Origin of the sequence: Fusicatenibacter saccharivorans, from assembly GCF_015557635.1 — a bacterium.
GTDB classification, from domain to species: Bacteria; Bacillota; Clostridia; order Lachnospirales; family Lachnospiraceae; genus Fusicatenibacter; species Fusicatenibacter saccharivorans.
This window is the reverse complement of the sequence record NZ_JADNOP010000003.1, coordinates 142,432-161,066: the sequence shown is the minus strand read 5'-3', so window position 1 is coordinate 161,066 and position 18,635 is coordinate 142,432. Positions and strand designations below refer to the sequence as shown.

Below are 18,635 nucleotides of genomic sequence, written 5' to 3'. Positions count from 1 at the left end.
CTTAAGCCTTTCCTTTGCTCTTTTTACTCTCTTTTTTTCGCTCTTCTTCCAGCTCTTTTAAAAAGTCTCCCAGTTCTCCGGAGGCGTTCTCCAGCAGGTACGACTTCGTTTTCTGTTCTTTCTCCAGATAGTTTTCCCGGATCTGGCCGTTTGTATGTTCAATCTCGGTGCGCAGATCCCGTGCGGAGAGACGATGCGCGCCCGCTCCCATAATGATGATCTGCTCGAGACCGTCCGAGGAAGCCACCGTTACGTTGCCGTTGTGGCCGATCCTGTGAACCGTTTTCTCGATGTACTGGTCAGCCGTCTCCGCCTCTTTCGTATAAACGACATGAATATTATGGTACATGCCGACCTCACCCTGGTTGCCTTTTACTTTGTAGGCATCAAAGACAAGAATCAGCGTCATTTTTTTATATCCCTGATAATTTGACAGGATGTCCATCAGCTTTCCTCTGGCGCTCTCAATATTATACTTCGCCAGCTCATTTAAATCATCCCATGCAAAAATAATGTTGTAGCCGTCCACCAGCAGATATTCCTCCTGCGGCTCCTTCGGGCGGTTTGATTTTGCATATTTGGGATCCCCGATGCCGGATGACGAGGTGACCGGACGTGTCCGCCGCTCAAAACCGGCGCGCTTCCGCTCCACTTTGCCGTATGTCCTCGTAAAGATTTCTTCCAGCTCCTTTGCCTCCTGCAGGGAAGCTGCCATCGGCACGCGGTCAGATGCTTTTTTTGCTTTCTGCACAGAGGATGCTCCGCCGCTCCGGTCTGCCGCAGATTCGGCTGAATCGCTTTCTTCTTCCGGATTTTCCAGCGTGTATTCCAGATGCATATGGTCTTCCACTTCATTCCATGGAACGACAAAGCCTGCCCCGTGGGCACAGAACACAGAACCCGTCGGATTTTCCACATCCGCCTCGGAATCGTAGCCGATGGAGGCAATCACTTCCTCCGCGTTGTGACACGGCTCATATCCTTTTAAGGTACAGAACACTCTTCCGCGTCCCCGGCTGTAAGCAGTCACTTCTTTCTGATAATCCCGCATCGTCACAACCGGTGCGGTTCCGGTGATCACTGTCATATCGCCTTCCATTTCCGGCGGTTTAAAGCTGCCGTACATCCGCTGGATATCGTTCAGCGCCCGTCCCGTCGATTCCGATGGAATTTCCAGACGGAACGCATAGACCGGCTCCAGCAGAACGGATTCTGCTTTTTTCAGTCCCTGCCGCACCGCACGGTACGTCGCCTGGCGGAAGTCGCCGCCCTCGGTGTGCTTAATGTGCGCACGGCCCTTGACCAGCGTGATTTTCATATCGGTAATCTCCGACCCGGTCAGCACGCCGGGATGCTTCCGCTCCAGCAGATGTGTGAGGATCAGACGCTGCCAGTTGCGGTCCAGGGTGTCCTCGCTGCAGACGGTTCCAATCTGCAGTCCGCTGCCCGGTTCTGCCGGCTCCAGCAGCAAATGAACTTCTGCATAATGGCGCAGCGGCTCGAAATGGCCGACACCCTCCACGGTACTGCGGATCGTCTCTTTGTATACAATATTTCCGGCTCCGAATTCCACCCATTCGCCGAAACGCTCGTGGATCAGACTCTTTAAGATCTCGATCTGCACCTCACCCATGACCTGCGCATGGATTTCCGCGAGGCGCTCATTCCAGACAATGTGGAGCTCCGGGATTTCTTCTTCTAACTGGCGCAGTTTTCCAAGCATCTGATGGACATCGCAGTCCGGCGGAAGCTCGATGCGGTACGTCAGCACCGGCTCCAGCACCGGTTTTTCCGCCTCGGTTTCGTTGCCGATGCCCTGACCGGAGAAGGTGCTGTTCAGCCCCGTTACGGCACAGATCGTCCCCGCCGGTGCTTCCTGTACCATCGTATAGCCCGCACCGGAATAAATGCGGATCTGGTCTGCCTTTTCTTCGCCGAGCATCTGCTTTACCTTCAGCACGCCGCCCGTGATTTTCAGATGCGTCAGACGGTTTCCTGCCGTGTCCCTTGAAATCTTAAAAACGCGCGCGCCAAAATCCCCGCCGTACTCCGGCGTTTTTGTAAACCGGTCCAGAATTTTCAGAAATTCCGTCACGCCCTCCATCTTGAGTGCAGAGCCAAAGCAGCACGGAAAAACCTTCCGCTCTGCGATCATCGTGCGGATCTGGTCTTCTTCCACGCTTCCCGTTTCCAGATACTGCTCCAGCACGTTCTCATCACACATGGCGAGTTCTTCCAGCAATTCTGCGTTCTGGAGATCCTGCGAGAAATTCAGGCAGTGCTCTGAGAGACGGCTCTGCAGTTCTTCCAGCAGTTTTTCCGCATCCGTGCCCGGCTGATCCATCTTGTTGATAAAGAGAAAGACCGGGATCTCATACCGTGCGAGCAGCCGCCACAGGGTTTCCACATGACCCTGCACGCCGTCCGCACCGCTGATCAGAAGAACCGCATAGTCCATGACCTGTAAAGTGCGCTCCATCTCCGCCGAGAAATCCACATGGCCCGGCGTGTCAAGGAGTGTGACCTCCGTCTCGTTCAGCTTCAGCACGGCCTGTTTGGAAAAGATCGTGATACCCCTTGCTTTTTCCAATTCCTCCGTGTCCAGAAAGGCGTCCTTGTGATCCACTCTTCCGACTTTCCGGATCTGGCCTGTTTTATATAAAATTCCCTCTGCCAGCGTCGTCTTTCCCGCATCGACATGCGCCAGAATACCGACCGCCAGTTTTTTGGTTTTTTTCATTTTGTTTCATCCTGTCTGTATGATTTATATTTTTTCAGGCCCCCTCATCCCCTGCGGCCCAACTCACTGCTTATTGTACCACAAAACCTCTCATTGCGGAACCCCGGAGTGAAACGCAAAAAATCTCAAAGCGGGTTTCTCTCCTGCTTTGAGATTTTTATGCTATGTTCTGTTTTATCTCTCCCCAGCCATCGGCTGCCGGTCTGCAATTTTCAGGAAAACAAATCCCAGTGCAAAGAAAATCGCCAGACATGCAACCGCCACGTTGATCGTTCCGCCTGCCAGTTTTACAGCTGCAATAACCGCAGAACCGAGGAACGATGCACCTTTGGCAAAAATATCGTAGATGCCGAAATATTCCCCGGAGTTCTCAGCCGGAATGATCTTCGAATAATACGACCGTGACAGCGACTGAATCGATCCCTGGAAGCATCCAACGCCGAACGCCAGAATCGCAAAATGCACGAGCGTCCGCAGCGTCAGTGCATAGAGACAGATGCAGAAATAACCGGCGATGCAGATCAGGATCAGTGATACGGTATCTTTCTTCCGAGACAGCTTCGCGAAAAACAGCGATCCGCCGAAAGCCACAACCTGTGTAGCCAGAAGGAAAATGACCTGGCCGACGGTGTTCAGGTTGAGGTCGGTTCCGATGTTGATGCAGTTGTCGATGATGGTTCCGACGCCGTCAATATAGAGGAAAAATCCGATCAGGAAGAAAAAAACTTTCCGGTCGGAAACGGCCATTTTCTTCAGCGTTCCGAAAATTTTTCCAAACGTCTGGCCGACAGTTACCGCTTTCGTCTCGACGTAATTTTTCTGCTTGTATCCTTTCAGCAGCGGCAGCGTTACAATCAGCCACCAGAGTGCCGTCACGCCAAAACCGATGATTTTTGAAACAGAATCCGGCAGCACACCAACCATGTCCGGTCCCAGCACGTAGGCGATCAGTGCAACCAGAAACGGAATGCAGGATCCTAAGTAACCCCACGCATAGCCATAGGAGGAAACCTCGTCCATGCGCTCCTCGGTCGTTACGTCGTTCAGCATCGAATCATAAATGGTCAGCGATGCGTTGTAGCAGATTCTCGTCAGAATATAGATGACAAGAAACAGCACCCAGCTCGTCGCAAAACCATTCAGCACACAGCCCGCGATGCCAAGGCCGGCCGTCGTGGTGAAGAAGATCTTTTTCTTGTCCTTATGATCCGCCAGCACGCCGCAGACCGGACCGATCAGCGCTACGACGACTGTCACGATCGCGATCGCAATCGAATAATACGCCGTCGCCTGATCCGAACTGATCTTCCCCGGCTCCGTACCGATCGCCAGACTCTTGAACCAGATCGGAATCAGGGAACAGGCGATCATAATAAACGCCGAATTTCCCACATCATACAATACCCATGCAAACTCCTGTTCCGTCAGATTCCGGAACACTTTCGTCCTGTTGAGTGCACGAAACAATCCACCCATACTACATCCCCGCTTTCTCTTTTTTGACAATATGGCAATTCTAGCAGACACAGATCAAATCCGATAGCCTCTTTTTGTAAAAAAGAAGCAAAATTCCATCCAGTGCCGTATAGTATCAGTGTAGCATAGATTTCTTGATATTCAAAGTATTTTTTACAACTGCGGGATTTTTTCCCATCCAAGCGCCGATGAAAAACCGGAGAGCGCCCGCTTTTCTGCCTGGCTGTTCTCCGGTTTTACCATTTTGCAAAATAAAATCCCTGTCTGTTTTTATGCTTTTGTCTGCGCTTTCTCTGCATTGCTGTACGCCATCGCGTAAAACAGCTCCTGCGAATTGAGTTTCGTACCGTTCGATTCCCGGTCCACATATTTTCCGCTGGCATTCAGACATTTTCCCTTTTCGTTGTCCTTCATCATCGTCTCGAACATCCAGTCCAGGCGCTCTTTTAAGGTATCATCCAGAACCGGAGCGGCAACCTCAACACGGCGGATGGTATTTCTTGTCATGAAATCGGCGGATGCAAGATAGACCTTCTCGCGCTCTTTCGTTCCAAAACGGTAAATTCTGGAATGCTCAAGGAAGCGGCCGACAATGCTGACAACCTTGATATTTTCCGTGTATCCCTCGATTCCCGGAATCAGACAGCAGATACCGCGGACAATCATTTCGATCTTCACGCCCGCCTGGGAAGCCTCCACCAGCTTGGTGATGATGGCTTTGTCTGTCAGGGAGTTGATCTTAATGCCGATATAACTCTCCTCACCCTGTTTTGCATGCGCAATTTCTTCATCTATCATCTCAAGCACCCGGTTCTGCAGACATTTCGGTGCAACCAGAAGAAGGTCTGTCTTTTCCACGGTCTCGCCCTTTAAGAGCGCTGCAAACACCTCTGCCGCCTCTTTTCCGATCGCCTGGTTTCCGGTGATCAGAGACAGGTCGGTGTAGAGTGCGGATGTTTTTTCGTTATAGTTTCCGGTTCCGATCTGGGTCACATACGATACGCCGTCCTCTGTTTTTCTGGAAATCAGGCACAGCTTGGAGTGGACTTTAAAGCCGTTCAGGCCGTAAATCACGCGGCAGCCGGCCTCCTCCAGGATACGGGAATACTCGATATTGCTCTCCTCATCGAAGCGGGCGCGCAGCTCAACAAGGACAACAACCTCTTTTCCATTCTCTGCTGCTTCGACCAGTGCATCAACAATCTGGCTCTTGTCAGCCAGGCGGTACAGTGTCATCTTAATCGAAACAACGCTCTCATCTTTTGCCGCCTCGTCGAGCAGGCTGATAAACGGTTTGATGCTCTCAAATGGATAGGAAAGCAGAACATCTTTTTTCATAACCTGCGGAATCAGCGGCGCTTTCGAATCCAACTGCGGTGTCATACGCGGGGCGCGGCGCTGATAGAACAGTTGCTTAGTGTCGGCCGTTCCGTTCTGCTCCAGACTGCGCAGATATCCCTGCAGTGCAAAGACAAATGACAGATCCAGCGGCACTCTGGACAGGAATACATGGTCTTTGTCCACCTTGATTTCCTTACAGAGCGATGAAGTCAGCTTCTTGTTCAGCTCACGGGACATCTCCATGCGGACCGGGCTCATACGTTTTCTCTGTTTGATCAGGTTTTCCATTGCATCACGATAATCCAGATCCTCATCGTAAATCGTCTCGGTATCGATATCGGCATTCCGCGTTACACGGATCAGGGATTTTTCTTTTACAACATAATTTTTGAACATCTTCGGAAGGAAGTGCAGAATCAGCTCCTCGGAGAGCATAAAGGTTCCCTTTCTGGTCGGGATGTCGATCAGACGGCGGAATACGTTGTTGCTGCATGGGATGATCGCAGCACGGGTCTTTCCGCCCTTCGTCTCAAGGAGTGCGACCGCATAGATATCTTTGTTTTTCAGGAACGGGAACGGCTGCTGTTTGCTCACAATGTTGGCAGACAGATACGGCGCGATCTCATTATCAAAATACGTTTCCAGCAGTTTTCCCTCTTCAGCGGACAGCTTATTGAAGTTGATGAGGCGGATTCCCTTCGGCTCCAATTCTCCCATCAGCTGCTCATAGATCGCCGCTTTTTTCTGATCCAGGTCTCTTGTCTCCTGCAGAATCGCTTTTACCTGCTGTTCACTCGTCATATTCGTTTTATTTTCCCGGACCACTTCTTTTGATTCCATCTGATCCATCAATGTGCCGACCCGGACACGGTAGAACTCATCCAGGTTTGACTGGTAGATCGAAGCAAACGTCAGACGCTCGGCAAGCGGGACGGCCGGGTTTCCGGCTTCGTTTAAGACTCTCTCATTGAATTTCAGCCAGGATAATTCACGGTTCATCATATAGGGTTCTGATTTTAACTGCTGCTTTTTCATGTATTTTAATTCTCCTTCTTCTGCGCGTTCTTTCAAAGATTCCGCTTTTCTTTTCACTTGCTGTAAAAGCCCTGATGGTTATCATATAATAAGAAAATTTTTTCATCTATCCTGCTATTGTTTTGTTTCTGTAAAATCCATGTAAAGCCATTTTTGTTCTTTTTACAAAACTTTTCGTCCATTGACCGTCAGTTTAAACGTAGTTCCCAGTATTTCTGCCGATTTTCTGCACAGCATCATTCTTCCGAGAAAGATCTCAAAATAGTCATACATCGAACAGATTTTTTCATCAATCTGGAGATTCAATGCGATCTCTGATTTTTTCTCATCCACTTTCAGCTTGGAATCTGTAACCGCATAATTTACTCTGTCATGAATATCGAAAGCAGATTGTTCCTTTTGTCTTACACGGCTTCTTCTGACATCTGTTTTATCTGCGATGATCAAGGCGGCTGAGATCACATCCTCCGGACTTCCCGTTGATTCATCGTGGTTTCCAATTGCAGAAACGATGGTTACTCTGTCTTCCAACGTCATATCCGTTTCTTTTAAAAGTTCATTTGCAAGAAGTGCACCGTACTCTGCATGATGTGATCTGTTAATCACATTTCCAATATCATGCATATAACCTGCAATTTGAGCGAGTTCAATCTCATGTTCCGAATAACCCAGCTTTTTCAGAATTTTTCCTCCCTGATGGGCAACCTGCATACAGTGTTTCTGCGAATGATCCGTATATCCCAGCTGTCCCAGGTTTTCGTTTCCTTTTTTCAGATATGCGTTAATTTCTTTGTTTTTTATAATTTCCTTGTATGTCAATCGTTCGTTCTCCTCTTTTTCAGGCTACAGTCTTTTGACTGCATCCATTGCAAGCGCAGACCGTTCACACTCTTCTGCAGACAAGGTAATCTGCCAGCAGAGAGAGCTGTCTATCATATGTTTTGCCGCATAGCTCAGGCCATTCGTTCGCTCATCGAGAAACGGTTTATCAATCTGCTGCGGATCGCCAAGCAGAATAATTTTCGTTCCCTGTCCCGCTCTTGTGATGATTCCCTTCACCTGATTGGGTGTCATGTTCTGTGCTTCATCGATTATCAGATATGTCCTTGCTATCGATCGTCCGCGGATAAAATTCATCGCTTCTGTCTGAATGATTCCCCGTTCGAAAATCTCCGTGATTTTATCCCCCAGTTCCTCTTCATCCTCATATCTTCTCTTCTCATCCGAATCCAGAATCTGCTCCAGATTATCAATCACCGGCCGCATCAGCGGTGCAATTTTTTCTTTTTCATCGCCCGGCAGAAAACCAATATCATCATCAAACTGCGCATTCGGTCTGCAGACAATCACACGGCGGTACTCTCCTGTTGGATTATTATAGACTTTTTCCATTCCGACCGCGAGCGAATAAAATGTTTTTGCGGTTCCTGCCATTCCTTTCAGAATAACAAGCGGTGCTTCTTCTGCACTTGTCATAAGTGCTTCCTGCATAAAATACTGCCCGACATTTCTCGGCGATACGCCGTATGGTTTGCTCTTTTTATAAACCAGCGGAACAATTTTTCCGCCAGACACCCGCCCCAGCAGAGTTTTCTTTACAGACTGATCCGGTTTCAGGATAACAAATTCATTTTCATGAAATTCCGGGCTGATCTGTTTTCCTTCCGGGTCGCTCTGGTAAGCATCCGCCAAACAAATTCCTTTTTTCTTAAATTCCTTCACCTTATCTTCCGGAATGTAAACTTCTATCCGCCCGGTATATTGTGCATCGTTATCAGAGATCCGCTCTTTTTCAAAATCTTCCGCCGGAATTCCCAGAATCTGCGCCTTCAGTCTTAATACAATATCTTTGCTGACCAGTATAATCTGATCATTTTTATCTGCATCGGCAAGTCCTTTGCATACTTTCAGAATTCTGTTATCTGCCTTATCTTCCGGAAGATCCTGCGGCAGTTCTACCTGCACAAAATTTTTTTCAATCCGCAGACTGCCTCCCCCTGGCAGTTCTACCCCCTGTAATAAATCGCCGCACTGTCTGTATCTTTCCAGGTTCCGAATTGCTTTTCTTGCATTCGCACCCCGCTCTCCTTCTGCCTTTTTCAGTCCATCCAGTTCTTCCAGCACTACCAGCGGCAGTACCAGACGGTTATCATCGAAGCATTCCAAGGCATACGGTGCCTGAATCAATACATTTGTATCTATTACATAGGTTTTTATCATACACTCGAGCACTCCTTTTTTTCTGTCTTTTTTACTACAATCACGATCGTAGCACATTTGTATTTTAACTGCTATCCTGTTCCGATAAGGTCTATATCAAATGATTGTAAAATTTTTTATATTTCTGATGCAGTCAGACGGGGTTCTGTTACAGCAGAAAAGCACTGCAAATACAGATGGATGTATTTGCAGTGCTTATTCTGAGATTTTTTTAATTCTGTACGTCTTCGTATTCTTTTACTTTTTCTTCATACTGCTCCCGGTTCTCGATGGTATGCTGTACAATGTGACCATGGTCTTTCTGTTTATTTTTCAGATCACGGCCGGGGCGCGGTGCATATTCGTCCTCCGGAATTTCGAGGGCATTGGCAGTGGCGTGGATGATGCCGTTGCTGCTGTAGGTGGCGCCGCTCAAGGCGTCGATGTTGAGACTTTGTTCTTCTTTCATCTGTTCAATCACGTACGGCGCTGCACGGAAAAAGTATTCCTCGGTGTCGCAGTAGGAAAGGATGGAGATGTCGGTCACTTTCTGGTTTTCTACCGTTACCTGCACTTCGACATCCCCGCGGAAGGCATCGGCGGTACCCGTGTAGATGCCGTCTTTCAGGTCATGGAAACGGCCGGCGTCCAGGAATGCCTGTTTTTCTTCCGTTGTATCCGTCGATTCAGATGCTGTATTTTCCTGTGTTTCATTCTTGGAATTCTCGTCTCCCGCAGCTGATATGGACGCCGTATTTTCGTCTGGTTCATCCGTTTTTTCCTGGTCGGCTTCTTTTAACGCATTTTGAGCGGCCTCAATCAACCCTTTGCTGCTGTAGGTGGCACCGGAAACGGTATCGATCTCCTCTGCACTCTGTTTTTCCAGAATTTCTGAAAAGATTCCTGACTTGGCTCTGTCCAGATATGTCTGATCATCCTCGGCGTTTTCTATCGTCAGTCCGGTTATGGCTCCCTGTTCTACTTTCACGGAAACGGTCACAGTTCCGCGATAGCCTTCTCCGCTTCCAGAATAGGTGCCGTCCCGGAATCTGCTGCTCGGGTTCTGTTCTGCCGTATCAACAGCCGCATCACCTGCTGTCTTACCAATGGAACTGCTCTCGCTCCGAATCAGAAACTGCGATGCTGCAATCGTAAGGCAGGTCACCCCGACACCGATCCACACGCTGTATCGGTACTTCCAGTGTGCATTATTCTTCGGACATCCGTTTACACATACTCCGCATCCAATACACGCGCCGCCTGCCGTCTGCTTTTTCTCTGCCAGATCAATTCCCATGGTACATTTTGCAGTACAGAGACGGCAGTTTCCGCATTTGCTCCACGGTTTTACAATTTTTAACAGAGCACATCTGGAAATCAGGCTGTAGATGGCTCCCATGGGACAGAGATACCGGCAGAAAAAGCGCTGGATCAAAACAGATCCAACGAAAATCACCAGAAGCAGCGCCCCGCCAATTGAAAACAGAGGCTTCACGCCCGGCCAGTGTCCGATGGAACTGTACTGCCCAAACACCTGCCACGGCCCTGCGATGTTCCATTTTACCATACCGCTCCATACAAAGACTGCCCAGAACAGTAGTACACCATATTTGATCCAGCCTGTTGGAACATTTCTTCCACTCTTCTTTGAATTTGAATGCAGGTTTTTCGCACCTGCTTTTCGAAACTGCGATTTCAGCTTATTCCCTGCAAACCACAGAAAATCCTGCACAGCCCCGAAGCTGCAGAAATATCCGCAGAAAAACCTTCCCACAATAATCACCGCCGGAACCGTCGCCAGCAGCATCCATACCGAATACCTGATCCGTTCCCACGAAACTGTCCCCTGATAAACTGCGGAAACAATCGTCCCAACCGCAGAAAACTGCGCCTCAAACAGGCCCGTGAGCAGCAGGAAAGAAAGAATCTGAATCGCTGCTTTCGGCCAGTTTCTTTTGTCTTGTTTTTTCAAATTTGTTCCTCTTTTCTTATTTTTAACGTTCCATAAAATATTGGTCCGACACCATTTCCTCATTATATAAAAATCCACTTTCCAAATCAACTTATTTTTCATTCGGTTTCTATAAAAACAGCCATTGCAGACAATATCTCTATTCTCTGCAATGGCTGTTATCCTTTTACAATTCTTATTTATCTAAATTTTTAACGTTTCATCTCCATTACCGGACCATTCGCTTTATGTTCCTGAATCAGTTCACGAATCTCGGAGAGATCCATTGCCGGAAAATCTCCGGGGACGGTATTCTTCAGGGCGCTTACTGCGTTTCCGATAGATACTGCCTGTGACAGATCTTCTGGATATTTCAAAATTCCATACAAAGCATCTGCAATATAGGCATCTCCGCTTTCAATCCTGTCCACCACTTCAATGTTTTCATACCGACCATAAATTTCCTCTGAATTTTACGTCAAAAGAAATCAGCGTTCCATGCTCTTTAAATTTTCTCATGAGAGTAACTGCTGTTTCTCTCACTTTTTCATCCAGTGCCAATGTAATTCCGCAGGTGTGAAAGCATCTGGCAGAAGTAAACATTTCTTCCGGAAACTGTCCGTGAATTTCATTTCTTGCCAGACGCCCAATATCATTCTTTCATTTGCCGGAGGCGAAAGCCGCAAAAGCACCTCACCCAGCGTAAGCAGATCATATTTTCTGCATTCCATGTCCATTACCTCATTCCATAAAATTTTCCAGAATCCTCTGGTTTCAAACGATATAGCTGTTTCTTTCGTCATGATTATAAGGTAACTTCCTTCAAAACCCAATTGGCAGGATTGTTGTGTGTATTGCAAAAATTGCAGTATTATAATTTCAGACAATCTAAAAACCCTCATAAATCGTGTATTATCTGCACTATTTATGAGGGCTCTATATTCTTATATTATTTTTGTAAACTTACAGTTGAATTATGCATTCATCTGTTTAGCAACTTCCTCAGCGAAGTTCTCTTCTTTCTTCTCGATTCCTTCACCGGTCTCGAAACGAACGAAGCCTTTTACTGCTACAGTTGCGTTGTTTGCTTTAGCAACCTGTGCTACGTACTGAGCTACGGACTGTTTTCCGTCTTCTGCTTTTACGTATACCTGGTCAAGCAGGCAGATCTCTTTGAGCTCTTTGTTGATACGGCCCTGGATCATTCCCTGGATAACTTTTTCCGGTTTCTGGGACTCTTTCGGGTCGTTCTGGATCTGAGCCATGAGGATTTCTTTCTCATGTGCGATGTAGTCTGCGCTTACTTCGTCGCGGCTTGTGTACTGCGGACGAAGAGCTGCAATCTGCATTGCAACGTTTTTAGCCATCTCTTTGAGGTCGTCGTTTACAACGTCTGTCTCAACGTCAACCAGAACACCGATTTTACCGCCCATATGAGTATAAGAAGCAACGAAACCGTTCTCCTCTTTTACCTGCTGGAAACGACGGATGTTCATGTTCTCGCCGATGGTAGCGATCTGATGAGCCAGCTCTTCGCCAACGGTCTCGTTGGTATCGAATTTCCAAGGCTCTGCCAGGAATCCTTCTACGTCTGCTGCAGTTGTATCCATAGCCTGCTCTGCAACCTGTGCTACATAGCCACGGAATTTCTCGTTCTTTGCAACGAAGTCTGTCTCAGCGTTTACTTCTACAGCGACAGCTTTCTTTCCATCCTCGGATACGTTCAGCATAACGATACCCTCAGCTGCGATTCTGCCAGCTTTTTTCTGAGCAGTAGCAAGTCCTTTTTCTCTCAGGAACTCCATTGCTTTGTCCATATCACCTTCGGTAGCTGTAAGAGCTTTCTTGCAGTCCATCATACCAGCACCGCTTACTTCTCTTAACTCTTTTACCATTGCTGCTGTAATAGCCATTGTTTTATTCCTCCGTATACGTGATTCAGCAGACTGCATCTTCATGCCGATCTGCTATTGTGAGATTCGCCGAAGGGAACCTGAATTTCAAGTTCCCCCCAGTTCATTACTTCGCGTAAATTATTCAGCGTCTGTCTCTGCTGCTTCTTCGTATGCAGCTTCCTCAGCCTCGCCCTGTTTTGCCTCGATAACTGCGTCTGCCATTTTGGAAACGATCAGTTTTACGGCACGGATAGCGTCGTCATTACCCGGAATTACATAGTCAAGCTCTTCCGGATCGCAGTTGGTATCGCAGATACCGATCAGCGGAATTCCCAGTGTATGAGCTTCCTGTACGCAGATTCTCTCTTTTTTCGGATCTACTACGAAGATAGCGTCCGGCAGTCTCTTCATTTCTTTGATACCGCCAAGGTTTTTCTGCAGTTTTGCAAGCTCTTTCTTTAACTCAATGACTTCTTTTTTCGGAAGAACTTCGAAGGTGCCATCCTGCTCCATGGTCTCGATTGCTTTCAGTCTTGCAATACGGCTCTGGATGGTTTTGAAGTTGGTCAGCATACCGCCGAGCCATCTCTCGTTTACATAGTACATTCCGCAGCGCTCTGCCTCAACAGCGATAGCGTCCTGAGCCTGTTTTTTGGTTCCTACGAAAAGGATTGTGCCGCCGTCTGCTGCGATGTCTGCAACAGCTTTGTATGCGTCATCTACCATTCCTACAGATTTCTGCAGGTCGATGATGTAGATACCATTACGCTCTGTGTAGATGTACGGAGCCATTTTAGGATTCCATCTTCTTGTCTGATGTCCGAAATGAACACCGGCTTCCAGTAACTGTTTCATTGAAATTACGCTCATTGTTTTATCTCCTTATGGTTTTATTCTTCCCCATGTTTTTTCACCTTGGAACCTGTTTTTCAAAAAACAGGCACCATCCTTGGTACCGCATGGGTGCTTATTGTGCAACAGTAAGATTGTATCACAGAGTTTTTTTCATGACAAGCATTTTTTTCGCGAATTCTGTGGTTTTTTTCCGTTATTTTGGCGTTTTTCCCTGTTTATCCTTTGTTTCAACTCACAGTCGGTATTTTCACGGAGTCTGACATGTCGAAAATAGTTCGACTATGACCTGCCTCATGTCAGTGGAGGATACCGATTTCTCTCCGCCCGCCACTGCCGTTATGTTTCTTTTAACAATTCATCCCTCCACTTTAGAAGCGGGGGACTTCTTGTCTACTGGTGTTAAAAACAGATACCAGAACGTTCCGGCGCAGATTACGGCTTCGAAAAAGATGAACATCCATGCTCCTGCCGGCGCTTTTTCTGTCATCCAGGATATAAACTGGCTCCGGTAAAGTCCCCAGATATTTTCTGCCATGTGCGCAAGAACCGGGGCAAGGAGTGTTCCACACCGCTCATAAATAAGGATCAGAAGCACACTTACCACGGCTGCATAGACAAACTGCGTCACATTGCCGTGATATGCACCGAACAGCAGACATGATGCTGCGATGCCCCAGCCGGTTCCCCAGAAATCTTTTGCCCTGCGGTAAATCATGCCGCGGAAAACAATTTCCTCTGCGGCCGCGCTCAGCACACCGACGGACAGGATCAGAAGCAGCGGGTTCTGTCCTTCATAAATCTTTGATGCCATGTCCTGATAGCCGGAAAAGATTCTGGTAAAGCCGGTCACGTTCATGACAGTGTTCAGGAGATGGCCGAAGGTCATAACCAACAGAATACAGGCGGCTGCCTCTGTAGCACTCCACCGTTTTTCCGGTTTCGGGAACATGCCTTCATCTTTTTTGTACTGTTTCCAGAGAACCGGGATCGCCGCCAGACTGCCGATTGCTGATGCAAGAACGGATGTCGCGTGCATACGCTCTTCCAGATAACCGCCGGTCGTAAACGTCATCAGGATCAGCGCCAGAAGTACGGTTGCTCCGATCAGAAACAGTTCGTACGTCAGAAGCGGTTTTAAAAGACGCCATAGCTTCCGCTGGATAGGAATTACGATTTCCTCCGTTTTTGGCTCTGTTTTCGCTGTCCTTTTTTCTTTTATATTCTCTGCTTTTTTCTCTTTCGGCGCAAAGATTCCTGTTCCACTTTCTCCTCTTGTCAGCCACGGGATACGCTCCGGCTTCATTTTTTTGATGCGGTCGCGTCTTTTCTTCTCTTCTTTCGGATCCTCCGCCAGCAGTTTCAGTTCTTCCGGTGTATCACATACCTTTGCGGCACCTGCTGCCTCGAGTTCTTCTCTTCCGCCGTAACCATACGATACGCCGACACAGAGCAGTCCGTTTTCTCTTGCCCCGATTACGTCATAGCTTCTGTCACCAACCATCACCACGTCGGAACGGCTGTCTTCTGCTCCGAGTCGGCGCAGCGTCTCTGCGATGACTTCTCCTTTGTCGGTTCTGGTTTCGTTCATTTCTGAACCGGTTACTACGGTAAAATACTTTCTGATTTCGAAATGCTCCAGGATCTGCTCCACGTATTTTTCCGGTTTGGACGATGCTACCGCCAGAATTTTTCCCTTCTCTTTCAGATACGCCAGAACCTCCGGGATTCCCCCGTATACTTCATTTTCAAAAATGCCCTCTGCCTCGTACCGCTCCCGGTATTTTGTGATGGCCTGCTGTGCTTCTTCGCAGCCAAGGCCTGCAAAATTCATGAAAGATTCCAGAAGCGGCGGCCCCACGTAACAGTTCAGTTTTTCCAGATCCGGCTCTTCGATGCCAAAGGATGCCAGCGCATACTGTACGCATCTTGTAATTCCAGGACCGGAATCGGTCAGGGTTCCGTCCAGATCAAATAATATCATATCTGACATACTCTTATTTCCTCTTTTACTTTTTTATCGTATGACATGTCTTTTATTCTAGCATATCGAAATTAGAAATACAAACAAAACCGGATCAGGCTATTTTCTGCAGAGTGCACGCAGATAGCGGGTGGTCTGATTCTGAATTTCGGCAATGGCACGAATCAGGTTCCAGAGGCGCCTTAAGGACTGCAAGAGGCGGGTTCCTTTTGGTTTCTGGCTGGTTCTTTGGCTGACAAGTGTGGAAGTTTTTGGTTTCACGTTGACTTCCCACGGTTTCATGGTTCGTACAATGCCGTCTGCGCCACGCACTTTTACAGTGATGCGGTTGTAGCCTTCGGAAAGGCTCTCGGCTTTCAGACAGATTTTGTTTTCTTTCCATTCGTATTCGGCTTCGGAGCCATTTACCATGCAGGAAAGAATTTCAGCCGTGTCGGCGGCTCCCTCGAGCAGAATTTCCGGGGTATAACCGGGATCTATTTCGACGCTGGTGTCGGCCGGGCGGATAATCAGGGGGATCGGCGCTTCGAAATCTTCGTCTGCTATCTGTGATAATATGAAATCGGCGATGATCTGCGGCGGTATTTGAGATGGCTCCTCCCCGGCACTCTCAGATGGAGTTTCGGCAGGCGGAGGACTGCTTTCTTCTGTTTGTAGCGGAATATCATCTGGATCTTGGGTCACCTCCTCGGGCGTGGCTGCAGCAACGGGCAGCTGTTCGTCTGTTTTGAGTTCTTCTTTCTCCGGAGACGATTGCCCGGGCTCCGTTTGTTCCTGCTTTTCTGTGTTTGACTTTCCGGCATCTGGCATTACGGTAGGCTCCTCTTTTTCTGGTGCTTTTGTTTCCGAGGTTTGATTTTCTGACTCTTTTTCGGTTGACGGAGATTCCTGCTTCGTTTCTTCCATATCAGGCTTTTCCGGTTCCGGATCTTCTGGCATCAAATTTTCCGTTCCGGATTTTTCTGAACCTGTATCTTCATAATCTGGTTTTTCTGTGTCCATTTCTCCAAAATCCGTTCTCTCCGAATCTGACTCTTCTGTCTCTGATTCTTTTGTATCTGTTTCTTCACATCCTTCCTCTGATTCCGATTCCCCGGAACCCATATCTCCTGCCTCCGGTAATTCTTCTGGCTTCCCCGATTCTGAATCTTCCGAAATTTCTTCCTCCTCTTCTTCCCACCTTTCCGCTGGTTCTTTCTCCGGATCCGGAATTACCGTCGGGGGAAGCATTTTTTCTTCTCCTTCTGTCTCTTTCTTTCCGGTCTCTGCCGGATCTGTTTTCTCTTCCGGCGGCTCTGGTTCCTGCTCTGGTTTCTCTTCTATAGGCGGTTCTTCTTCTGACTTTTCGTCCGGCAGCTGTTTCTCCGGTCCGGCTTTCCCGTCTGCATCTGTCACATCACTGTTCTCGGTGATTTCAGCTTCTAATTCCACGCTTTCCACCGCACTTGCGGCCTCGCCTGTCGCCTGCTGTGTCTCCGCGTGGACTTCGATTCCCTGGATGGCCAGGAATCCTGTCATCATTGCGCATATGGTCTTTTTTCTCATCCTGCTTCCTCCCATCTTTTTCTGATCTGCTGATAAAAAATGTCCTCCTCCATTCCCGGAATTTCTGCTGCCTCGTTGAGGTACTGTTCTGCTTTTTCCTGCATGTCGAACTGCAGTGCCAGCTCTGCGGCCCTGAGCAGATTTTTCCGCCGGTTTCCATCCTGTCTGCTGCACAGAAGCCGTTCGTAATAGAGAAAGCTCTCCTGGCACCAGTCCTGTTCTCTTTCCCCATCCCCGGATTTTCCGCCAAGATAGCACGCATCCGCCAGTCTCTGCCAGATGACGTTCTCCCACTGCCCCTCCATATTCTCGCCTGCGGCCTTTTCCAGCACTTCGATTCCTTTCCGCATGGCGTCTGTGTCATTTTCACGCGCCAGTTCTTCAGAAAAACTGAAATACATTCCTGCAACAGCAAGATATCTGCGGCAGCGTTTTTCTTTTTCCGGCTCCTGCTGCGTGTCATCATAAAATTCAGCCAGCAGTGGCTCCATCTGCATTTTTTCCCTTGCCGCATCATCCGCCAGACAGTATTCCACAAGTTCCTGCTCCACACGTCCCGCCTGACTGAGATGGTCTGCCTTTAAGAACGCTTCCCGCGCTTTCCGGTAGTTCGGCAGACTGCCTTCTTCCACCGGATTTCCGCAGAACCAGAGATCGCCCTGCTCCTCCCATTCGTCTGCCGCCGGAAACTGCCCCCATGGCATCCTGCTGGCAGCTGCAGCCGCTCCTCCTGTCAGAAAAGCAAAAACTGCAAAGATCCGCAGAGTCTTCCTGCCTTTTTGCTTTCTTTCCAGCCGCCGCAGTGCCTTTTTGACCTCTCCGGCAGACGCATACCGCTCCTCCGGCTTTTTCTGCATACACTTTTCCAGCACCCGCCAGAGTCCTCTTTTCTGCCGCTTTTTCGCATGCTTCGCCATTGCCGCAAGCAGTGCGCCGAGTGCATAAAGATCAGAACGGGCGTCACACTTCCCGTCATACTGCTCCGGCGCTGCATAACCGCGGGTTCCATAACGGACTTCCACACCCGTTTCTTCTGTTCCGGCTGCACCGAAATCCACAAGGTATATTTCACCACGCTCTGTTATCATCACGTTGTCCGGCTTCAGATCCCGGTAGAAAACCGGCGGGTTCTGTGCATGGAGATAACAGAGAATCCCGCTCAGGGCAATTCCCGTTTTCAGAATTCCCCGGCTGGAAAACCGTTCTCCCTTACGCATACGCTGTCCGATAGATTTTCCGTTTACAGCTTCCATCACCAGAAAGCTTTTTGTCCCACTTTCCAGAAGTTCCACCGCACAGGGAATCCCGGGATATGAAAACTTCTGTAAAAGAAACGCCTCCCGGCGCAGTTTTTCCCTGTCACATATACTTACCTTGACTGCATACCGCTTTCCGGATCCAGTTTTTTCTGCAAGATAAACGACAGACGTTGCCCCTCTTCCGAGCACTGACAGCAGGCGATACTTCCCTCCCGGAAGTTCTACTTTTCCAATGATCCCGCCTCCTCTTTTTACGTCAAAGCGTTTGTCAGTCCGATATTCTGTTTTTGTACATGGATATAAATTGAGCCGAATGGCTCTTCGATAGAGTAATATAGAATCGATTTTTCAGGACGAA

Annotated in this window: 13 protein-coding genes; all 13 read right to left on the bottom strand. The window is 48.4% G+C overall.

Features of this window, described 5'->3' with window-relative positions:
• Window position 1: 1 nt before the first annotated feature.
• Complete coding sequence (locus I2G42_RS03890) at window positions 2-2,740, bottom strand: translation factor GTPase family protein (RefSeq protein ID WP_055227581.1); 2,739 nt, start codon at window positions 2,738-2,740, stop codon at window positions 2-4.
• A gap of 174 nt (window positions 2,741-2,914) precedes the next feature.
• Window positions 2,915-4,216, bottom strand: a complete 1,302-nt coding sequence (locus tag I2G42_RS03885) for an MFS transporter (RefSeq protein WP_055227583.1) — start codon at window positions 4,214-4,216, stop codon at window positions 2,915-2,917.
• A 270-nt stretch (window positions 4,217-4,486) separates the two neighbouring features.
• Window positions 4,487-6,592 carry a polyphosphate kinase 1 gene (ppk1, locus tag I2G42_RS03880; protein ID WP_055219575.1) on the bottom strand — a complete coding sequence of 702 codons (2,106 nt, stop codon included), beginning with the start codon at window positions 6,590-6,592 and terminating at the stop codon, window positions 4,487-4,489.
• A gap of 162 nt (window positions 6,593-6,754) precedes the next feature.
• Window positions 6,755-7,411, bottom strand: coding sequence for an HD domain-containing protein (locus tag I2G42_RS03875; protein ID WP_055219435.1), 657 nt, complete (start codon window positions 7,409-7,411; stop codon window positions 6,755-6,757).
• A gap of 24 nt (window positions 7,412-7,435) precedes the next feature.
• A complete protein-coding gene (locus I2G42_RS03870; protein WP_055227585.1) occupies window positions 7,436-8,812 on the bottom strand; it encodes a PhoH family protein in 1,377 nt (458 codons plus the stop codon).
• Between the two features lie 211 nt (window positions 8,813-9,023).
• Window positions 9,024-10,763, bottom strand: a complete 1,740-nt coding sequence (locus I2G42_RS03865; RefSeq protein ID WP_055227587.1) for an FMN-binding protein — start codon at window positions 10,761-10,763, stop codon at window positions 9,024-9,026.
• A gap of 191 nt (window positions 10,764-10,954) precedes the next feature.
• On the bottom strand, window positions 10,955-11,173 hold the full coding sequence (locus I2G42_RS16950) for a hypothetical protein (RefSeq protein ID WP_330378092.1): 219 nt from the start codon (window positions 11,171-11,173) through the stop codon (window positions 10,955-10,957).
• A 108-nt stretch (window positions 11,174-11,281) separates the two neighbouring features.
• Window positions 11,282-11,545 (bottom strand): hypothetical protein, encoded by a 264-nt coding sequence (locus I2G42_RS16945; protein ID WP_055227591.1) that lies wholly within the window; start codon window positions 11,543-11,545, stop codon window positions 11,282-11,284.
• 171 nt (window positions 11,546-11,716) lie between these two features.
• Window positions 11,717-12,655, bottom strand: coding sequence for a translation elongation factor Ts (gene tsf / locus I2G42_RS03855; protein ID WP_055227593.1), 939 nt, complete (start codon window positions 12,653-12,655; stop codon window positions 11,717-11,719).
• A gap of 120 nt (window positions 12,656-12,775) precedes the next feature.
• A complete protein-coding gene (rpsB, locus tag I2G42_RS03850; protein ID WP_022461152.1) occupies window positions 12,776-13,507 on the bottom strand; it encodes a 30S ribosomal protein S2 in 732 nt (243 codons plus the stop codon).
• Window positions 13,508-13,847: 340 nt separating this feature from the next.
• A complete protein-coding gene (locus I2G42_RS16650; protein WP_070103203.1) occupies window positions 13,848-15,482 on the bottom strand; it encodes an HAD hydrolase-like protein in 1,635 nt (544 codons plus the stop codon).
• A gap of 90 nt (window positions 15,483-15,572) precedes the next feature.
• Window positions 15,573-17,018 carry a prolipoprotein diacylglyceryl transferase gene (locus tag I2G42_RS03840; RefSeq protein WP_055227594.1) on the bottom strand — a complete coding sequence of 482 codons (1,446 nt, stop codon included), beginning with the start codon at window positions 17,016-17,018 and terminating at the stop codon, window positions 15,573-15,575.
• The gene (locus I2G42_RS03835; RefSeq protein WP_243277140.1) at window positions 17,015-18,472 is read right to left on the bottom strand and encodes a serine/threonine protein kinase; all 1,458 of its coding nucleotides are present in this window, start codon (window positions 18,470-18,472) and stop codon (window positions 17,015-17,017) included. Before I2G42_RS03835 ends, I2G42_RS03840 begins: the two co-directional genes overlap by 4 nt.
• Window positions 18,473-18,635: the final 163 nt, after the last annotated feature.